The organism is Novosphingobium organovorum, assembly GCF_022832435.1.
Classification (GTDB): Bacteria; Pseudomonadota; Alphaproteobacteria; order Sphingomonadales; family Sphingomonadaceae; genus Novosphingobium; species Novosphingobium organovorum.
The window spans coordinates 1-7996 of sequence record NZ_JALHLF010000135.1 but is presented as its reverse complement, the minus strand read 5'-3'; the positions used below and the strand labels follow the sequence as shown (position 1 = coordinate 7996).

Annotated in this window: 8 protein-coding genes; all 8 read right to left on the bottom strand. The window is 69.2% G+C overall.

Annotation, left to right across the window (positions count from 1 at the left end; genetic code table 11):
- Nucleotides 1–626, bottom strand: a 626-nt coding sequence (locus MTR62_RS18800; RefSeq protein ID WP_327194434.1) for an outer membrane protein, incomplete at its 3' end; no start/stop codon positions are given.
- Between the two features lie 211 nt (nt 627–837).
- Complete coding sequence (locus tag MTR62_RS18795; RefSeq protein WP_244023827.1) at nt 838–1296, bottom strand: DUF2793 domain-containing protein; 459 nt, start codon at nt 1294–1296, stop codon at nt 838–840.
- A gap of 51 nt (nt 1297–1347) precedes the next feature.
- Entirely contained in the window at nt 1348–3540 is a 2193-nt protein-coding gene (locus MTR62_RS18790; RefSeq protein ID WP_244023825.1) for a phage tail protein, read from the bottom strand.
- 28 nt (nt 3541–3568) lie between these two features.
- Nucleotides 3569–4027 (bottom strand): hypothetical protein, encoded by a 459-nt coding sequence (locus MTR62_RS18785; protein ID WP_244023823.1) that lies wholly within the window; start codon nt 4025–4027, stop codon nt 3569–3571.
- On the bottom strand, nt 4024–4848 hold the full coding sequence (locus MTR62_RS18780) for a DUF2163 domain-containing protein (RefSeq protein WP_244023821.1): 825 nt from the start codon (nt 4846–4848) through the stop codon (nt 4024–4026). Before MTR62_RS18780 ends, MTR62_RS18785 begins: the two co-directional genes overlap by 4 nt.
- Nucleotides 4845–7208, bottom strand: a complete 2364-nt coding sequence (locus MTR62_RS18775; RefSeq protein WP_244023819.1) for a DUF2460 domain-containing protein — start codon at nt 7206–7208, stop codon at nt 4845–4847. Before MTR62_RS18775 ends, MTR62_RS18780 begins: the two co-directional genes overlap by 4 nt.
- A 63-nt stretch (nt 7209–7271) precedes the next feature.
- Nucleotides 7272–7847, bottom strand: coding sequence for a tail tape measure protein (locus MTR62_RS18770; protein ID WP_244023817.1), 576 nt, complete (start codon nt 7845–7847; stop codon nt 7272–7274).
- On the bottom strand, nt 7837–7992 hold the full coding sequence (locus MTR62_RS21385; RefSeq protein ID WP_268739955.1) for a phage tail assembly chaperone: 156 nt from the start codon (nt 7990–7992) through the stop codon (nt 7837–7839). Before MTR62_RS21385 ends, MTR62_RS18770 begins: the two co-directional genes overlap by 11 nt.
- Nucleotides 7993–7996: the final 4 nt, after the last annotated feature.

Below are 7996 nucleotides of genomic sequence, written 5' to 3'. Positions count from 1 at the left end.
GGCGGGGGCGGCGGGGGCGGCGGCGGAGCTGCCGGTTCGCCGAAGTTGTAGGTCAGCGTGCCCATCAGCGAGTGCGAGCGCCACTTGGTGCTCAGCGAGTCGCCAGCGGTGGTGACCATGTCGATGTTGTCGGCGTTGAAGAAGCGATACTTCAGGCCAACGTCGATGTGCTTGGTGAGCGGAGCACGGATGCCCGCGATGACCTGCCACGCGAAGCCGGTGTCGCTGTCATCGACCAGGTCGTAGCTGGTGCGTGCCACACCGGCACCACCGCCGACGAAGCCCTGAAGGCCGTCATCGGGACCGAAGTCGAGCAGGCCGTTGACCATGAACGACAGCACGTTGCCGTCGCCACGGTAGGCAGCCGAACCGGCCGAGTCGGTGTACTTGTTGACCTTAGCCTGACGATAGCTGGCTTCGGTTTCGAGACGGAAAGGACCGAAATCGTAACCGATCACAGCACCGCCGTCGAAGCCGGTCTTGAAATCGAACTGGCCTTCGTCGCTCACGCCGTTGATCGTGGCGCTAGCGTCTTCGGTGATCATCGCACCGAAGTCCATTTCGATATACCATGCGTCGTCGCGCGCGAACGCGGGAGTGGCAATGGCTGTCGAAGCCAGCGCCATTCCAATGACGAGTTTCCTCATACGTTTCCCCTACTAATAGAGATTTGGAGCCACCGAGTGCGAAAGGTCTCTAACCTTTCAACATTCTGCGTGCAAGCGCACATTGCGGGCCACTGTTGCAAGAATGTCGCGCTTGGGCGGACTTGCGAGTGCTGTTCGTCTTCACTGCGTGAAACCACCATCGCCCCAAGCCCTGACCCTTGGTTACCCATCAAGCTCCTGGCAGGATACCAAGAACCTGCAAGACCGAGACCAATTGCGTGACTGCGGCCCTTGCCTCACTGTCAACCACGCTCCCTCCGTTTGGTTCCTGAACTGCATCGGCTTTTTTCCAGCTTTCGTCGAAAAAACGCTCCTGTGCGCTTGAAACGTCGAAAACGCGCACCCCCGCGCGCGGGGTTATGAAGACCCATTGGTCCTGTTGACGGCAGGCCAGCGCGCCATCGTATCCGGCCCAGTCACCGCTGGCATCTTCGCCCACGATCCAGTTCTCGCCATTTTCCGGTGCCAGGGGTGGCGCACTCGCCTCACCCTCGACGCTGCAGTGCAGCAGGGCGTCGAGCCGTGTGAGGGTCTCGTTGACGAAGGCCTCCTTTTGCGACTGGCCCTGGTAGAGCAGGGGGAGGGCGAAGCGCGGGCAGATGGAATCGAAGGAGACGGGGTCGGACATGGCGGGCGTTCCTGGTCGGTTGAAGGGGAGGGGCGGGCCGGAAGGAAGGGGTCAGGGCAGGGGGCCCAGGACGAGCGGGTCGGACAGGGCGTAGGTCCCTTGCTGGCGGACGCGCAGGACCTCGGAGGCCGACAGCGCGGCGAGGGTGGCGTGCGTGGCAGGGCTGATGTCGAGGACGGCCTGGGACAGCGTCCAGCTCGCAAGCGGGCTATCGGGATCGCCGTAGGTGACCAGATAGCGCTCGGCCTCTTCGACGAGCGGCACGTCGACACCGTCGCTCCATTGCCACGCCCCGCGCGCACGGCGGGTCCATTCCAGCCGCAAGGTGCCGTCGGACAGCGCGGTGCGCCGCGCGTGCACCGGGCTCAGGGGACGCCGGGTCAGGCCGTTGAGGCGTATCGAGGAACGGACCGCGTCGGCATCGCCTCGTCCGATCGCGGCGATCGCGCGCCCGGAGGCGGTGCCCAGCGTTGCCGCATCGATCGCGCGCGGGCGTGTATCGAGCAGGACGAAGGGATCACCAGGAGCGTGTCCGGCCAGGCCGGTCTCGCTCCCGCTCCGGCCGCGCAGGAGCCCGCGCAGCAGCCAGACACCGTCACCTTGCGGTTCGGCCGAGGCGAACTGGAGGATTTCCTCGCCCACGAGCGCGAGGTTGGCGCCTTCGGCCAGCGCGTCGCCGCTCGCTGAAGAAAGCGTCATGTCGGGATCGACGAGCGTGACGGTGATCGTAGAGCTGCGATCGAAGAGGAGCGGGCTGGCGGCTGGCAGGGCCTCGGCAACGGTGCCCAGGATCGCGCGGGTGCGGCCGCTCGATCCGAGCGCGAGCAGTGCGCCGTCGCCGCGATCGGCGTAGAGCGCGGCGCCTGCCCAGGCCGCACTGGCGGCCGAGACGGCGGCGTAAGGCAGCGGTGAATCGACCAGCCCCGAAGCGCTGTCGAGCGGCATTTCGTAGGCCACCAGAACGGTCGCCGCGAAGGCGCTGTCGTCTGGCGTGGGGAAACGCCCGGCATCGCCGGTGGTCGCCGGGGTCTGCTGGGTGCTGAGCGGCATGACCCGTTCGAGCGCGAGTTCGACCCCGCTTTCGCTCCATTCCCATTCGCGCACGCGCCAGCGCCCCGCGATGTCCGGCAGGCTGACCAGCGCACCGGGGCCCAGGTTGGGCGCGAGTTCGCTGGTGCGCCAGGACACCGTTTCGCGCGACCAGTCGGCGCGGTAGCGCGCGTTGCGGATCAGCTCGCTGGCGGTGGCCGCGTCGAGCGCGGCGGGAAGGTCCACCCCATAGGGCTCGCCAGCCACCGGCTGGCCCAGCGCGCGCTGCACGCCGGGCAGGTAATCGCGATCGCGATCGTAATAGCGCAGCAGCGCGAGCGGGTTCTGGGCAAGCGGGCCGCGGCGCCGTTCGAAGCCGGTACGCGCGCCGAACCCATCGCTTTCGCCCGCAACCGCGGGTTCGGGCAGGGCGATGAGCGTTTCCTGCAGCCGTTCGCGGCCGATCACCAGCGTTTCACCCGCAGCGTCCGCGTCGAGCGGGATCACCGGATCGAGCTGGGCGAGGCTTTCGGCGAGCGCGCCTTCACTCGTGAAACCCAGGATGCCGCCAAGGTCGACTCCGGCGTCGACATCCTCGAGCGTGTCGTCGACCATGGTCTGCAGATCGAAACTCTCGTCGGCGAAGACCTCGAACGTCAGCGCGGGGATGTGGTTGTAGTAGTCGGCAAGGTCGAGGTTCTCGAACACCGCATAGGCCAGCCCGCGGTACGCCGGGCACAGGTCGGCGCCATCGTTTGAGATCAGCAGCGAATCGGCCTCCTGGTCGCCTTCGCCGGTGTGGAGGCGCAAGGTGCCGCCGACCTTGAGATCGCCGTCCGCGCCGCGCAGCAGCTTCCCGTCGGCCCAGATCCGGCCGATGCCAAGGATCGGGCGGCTGGCAAGCGCGACCGCGAAATTGGCGGTGTAGCTGTAGGTGGTGATCGACGAGGAGCCCTTGCCGGTCCCTTGCGTCTCGCCATGCTCGACCAGTTCGGTCGCCCAGATGATCGATCCGGCCACGCGCATGGTGCCGTAGTGGCGCGGCAGGGTCTGGCCGTAGGTCGAGCTGGTCGCGTCGAGTTCCTTGAGGCGCGATCCCTGGCTGGTGGTGCCGAAGATCGCCGAATCGACCTGGCGGCCGACGAGCGAGCCGACGGCTCCGCCGATCGGTCCGCCCAGCGACGTGCCAGCGGCACTGAATGCGAGTGTGGCCATGATGGGGTGCGCTTTCCGGTTGTGAAGGTCAGGACAAGAGAGGCTCGGAGCCCGCGAGGGGCTGGCAGGGCAGGCACCAGCGGTGCAGCCGCGGCCAGTCGGGGGTGATCGGGCCTTCGACCACGCGGCCCAGCCCGGCATGGGCGTGAACCGCGATCGGGCCGGGGCGGGTCACGATCGCGACGTGGTACTGGCACGCGGCGGTGCGCAGCAGCAGGATCGTGCCCGGTGCGTGTTCGTCCGCGCCGGCGACCAATCCCAGCCTTGCGGCGATCCTTGCAAAGTCGGGTGGGCGGGTGGTGCGCAGCGGATAGCCGCCGGGAAGGCCGGCGCTGGCAAGCCCGCACCGTTCGAGCGCCGCGCCCAGCACGCCCACGCAGTCCAGCGCGCGCGCGGGATCGCGTCCGTGCAGGCGAAAGCGCACGCCGACCAGCGTGCGCGCCGCCCGCGCGAGATCGGCGCCGTCAATGCGGACGTGCGCGCTCACGAGGACGCCGAGGGGTAGCGCACCAGCAGGTCGTTGCCCGGCAGATAGGGCTCGCCGCGAAAGTTGAGCGCGTTGGCGAAGCGCTCGGCGCAGGTCTGGATGGTATGGTCGCACCCTTCGCGCACCAGCGCGCGCGTGCCCAGCGGCGTCGCGGCGTCGAGCGGGGTGTCGAGGACCAGCCCGCCCGCGCCATCGTCGGCCAGAACGCTCATCGCGATGCCCGCCTGCGGCCCGTCGAGCCAGCGCACGAAACCGCCGATCAGCAGATCGCCGTCGGGCGCGCCGGTGAAAGTGGCCGCGTTGCTGTCCTCGTCGAGCGCGGCGAGGATGACCTCGCTTTCGAAGCGGCGCGGGTTGAGGTTGCAGCCGGGACCGGCAAACGAGGCACGGCAGGTCGGGCTGGTGCGCGGCACGGTGTCGAGCGCGAGTTCGGCCTTGCGCGAGACGAGTTCGGCGTGAAAGCCACCGTCGTCTTGCGCGATTGTACCGATGGTGCCGGTGTAGAGCGTGCGTGTTTCAAGCGTTTCCCAGTCGACCAGGCCGATCTGCACCCCGGCGCCGTCGAACAACCCGGCGGCGAGATCCGCGCTCGAGATCGAATCGTGCGTGATCGCGCCTTCGACTTCGGCGCTGTCGGTCTCGAACCCGGCCGACTTGCGGATCGAGGAGGGCACCATGCCCGGCGAGGCGGCGTGGAGGATGCCTTCGAACCACAAGTCGCCGTCGTGCGTGGTGAAGCCCAGCGTTACCCCGTCGCGGCGCAGCACGCGCCAGAACAGGGCAACCGTTTCGAGGTCCTGCGAGAACCAGGTCCTGCTCATGACGCCTCCCGGATCTCGACGACCGGCACGCTCGGCGCCTCGCCCGCGGCGAACGCGGCGCCCGAGATTTCCAGCTGGTCCTCGGCAAAGCGCACGGGCACGTCGAACAGGAAGCCCGCGCGCACGAAGGTTCCGACCGCCGGGGCTTCGTCGAAGGTGACGATACCGGCCGCGCCCAGCGTCCAGTTGCCCACCTGTTCGACCCCGTCGAGCGCGACCCGCACCGTGCCGCCGACCGGGCGGGTGATGCGCCGGACCTGCTCGGCCTCGCTGTCGCCGTAGCGCTTGACCAGCGCGAAGTCGGCGGTGAGCCCGTCGCCGGTGCCCAGCAACTGGTCGAGCGGATCGGGTGTACCGGTCATCGCGTTCGAACTGTAGTCGCTGGGATCGCGCAGGCGAAACCCGCGCGCCGGGCCAAGGCGGGCGCGGAAGAAGGTGATGAGCGTACCCAGTTCGGGTTCGGAGCGCACGCCCGGCCCGATATCGAAGCGCAGCCGCGCGTTCGCCCAGACCGCGTTGCGCCGCTCGAAGCCCGACGCGGTGACCGAGACGCTGGTCGAGAATTCGGGGATGATCGTGGCGTCGGTGCCCAGCGCCAGCGGGTAGAGAATGTCGTCGAAGGCCTGCATCGCATCGTCTCCTGAAGCGGCGGTGGAACCGGTGGACGAAACCGGGGCGGGCAAGCGCACGAAGCCGTCGCGCACGACCTGCGGCAGAGCCCAGACGATCACTTCGTGGGGGCTGCGCCCGAGCGCCTCGTCGATCCCGGCATCGATCCGGCGCCACAGGTCGCTGTCCTCACCATCGAGCACGAAGCCGGCCAGATAGTCCTGCTCGCCCGCCGGATAACCCAGCCGCGCATCGATGGTGGCGTAGGCGGCGCGCCGGACGGCGTCGGCGCCGGTGGTCAGCCAGTCGTAATCCTCCACCTGCAGCCGGTCGAACGCGGGGAAGGCCCAGCCAGTCGGCAGGTTCGCGCGCACGAGTTCGGGCATTGCGGGGTTGAGGATGGTGGGGGTGAAGACGAGCGCGAGCGCCTCCACGGCGGCGGGCGAGACGGCGCTGCGCGCTGCCTCGACCAGCGCCGCGGTCGATTGGGCGAGCAGCGCGCCCGCGGCGTCGAGCAGCTCGGTCTCGGCGCTGGTCAGGGCCGCGCCCATGTCGGTGATGAGCGGGGGCGCCCCGCCGAGCGCGGCCACGCTGGCATCGTCGTAAAGGCAGATGCGCCCGTCGGCGAAAGTCCACCACCAGGGTTCGCCGACCTGGAAACGCACCGCAAGCCCCGCCGCGTCCATCAGCTGGACGAACGCGGCGGCGGCGGATTGAAGCCAGCCCATTGCCGCGCTGTGGGCGGGCGAGAGCAGGGTGGAGGGCGGGTCCCAGCCGGTCAGCGCCGGATTGCCCGCATGGTCACGCTGCATCCAGTCTTCGGGGCCGTGCTGGGCGAGCACTTCGTAGGAGAGCGAAACGATCGGGCTGAAGCCTTGCGCGGCGCATTCGGCGAAGAACGCGGCGTGCCAGGCGCGCGCCGGAGTGGCGAGCGGATCGCTGCCCTGGCCGACCAGGAACGCGCCGTCGACAGCGGCAAGGCGCATGTAATGGCTCATGCCGACATAGTGCAGCACGCTGCCGCGGTAGCCGAGCTGGCGGATATTGCGCACCAGTCGGGCCGGGGTCTGGCCCGCCTCGTCGTCATAGCCGGTGGCGATGGCGAGGCCGTGCGGAGGGACCATGGCATCGCCGATCTCGAGCATCGCGCGCGCGCCGTCGACGGTGATCTCGCTGATCTCGGCCCAGCCTTCGGCTTCGGCGGCGAGAGCGGTCTCGCTGTCCGCGACGTAGCCGGGGGCGGCGAAGGAGATGAACAGGCGGTCGATGTCGCCGGGCCACACGGTCACGCCGTCGGCGGGCAGGGTGTAGCCCGCCTCGAGCGCGGAGAAGGGCAGCGTGACGAGAGCATCCTCGGGATTGCCCTGGGCGTAGTTCCACAGCCGCACGTACCAGGTGGCGGCGTTGCCGCTTTCGTCGCGCCCCTCGATGGTGAGCGTCGGACCGTTCACCGCGTCGAGCGCGATGAGCCCCGAGGAGCGCCAGCGGAATGAGAGCACGGTGTGCGCGTAGTCGCGGTCGGTCTTGTAGGCGAGCAGGGGATGGTCGAGCGTGTCCTCGCTCGCCCAGATCAGGCCGCCCAGATCCGCTTCGCGCAGGAACGCGGCGTCGACGCGCAGGCTGTCGGGGCCGGTCGAGACGACACTGGCCATCATCGGGCGCGGAAAGTTGACGGTCCAGAACCGCGCGTCGAAACGCTGGATCCAGTCCTTGTGCTGGCCCGTGCGGCTTTGGGCTAACCAGAATGCCATGGCGGCTCCCTTCGGGATCGGTTCGGGTGGGGGCTTGCGCGGCGGGTGATCAGGACGAGGCGATCAGGACGAGGTGATCGCGCGGCGCACCGATCGCGCGATCTGGCGCGAGGAGCGTTCGAGCGCGCGTGGCACGCTTGCCCCGCGCGGGGTGGCGACCGAGATCGCGACCTTGACGTTGCGGCTGCCCGCCGATTTCTCGCCCGTCTCGATGCGCCCGGCCGAGGTCGGCACGAAGACCTCGGGGCCGCGCTCGCCCACCAGATAGCCGCGACCGGGGGCGACGTTGCCGCCCGTCGCGCGGCCGGGCAGGCCGAGCAGGCCCGAGACGAGCCCGGTCAGCCCGGACGCTCCTGCGCTGCTGGTGGTGCCGGTGACGCCCATCGAGCCGGTCAGCGTCTGCAAACCCTGACTGGCGATCGAATCGAAGGCGGAAAAGGCCGCGTTCTTGAGATCCTCGAAGCCCAGGCTGCCGCGCTTGATGGCGCTCGTCAGGCTGCGTTCGAACCGGTTTCCGGCCTGCGCGAGGCCATCGCCGAGCCCGCTGTCGATCGTCGAGCGCAGGCTCGCGATGTCGCGGGAAAAGCCATCGGTGCTGGCGCGCACCTCGATCAGCAGGGTGTCGACGTCATCGCTCATTGTCTCGCTCCATCAGGGCCATCAGGGTGGGCCGGTCGAGGGTGGGGGCGGCGGGCGCGTCCGGCTGGAACAGCGCGCCGGTCAGTTCGGCGGGGGTGGCGCTCCAGAAGGCGCCCGGCGTCCAGCCCAGTGTGCGTGCGGCCAGACCG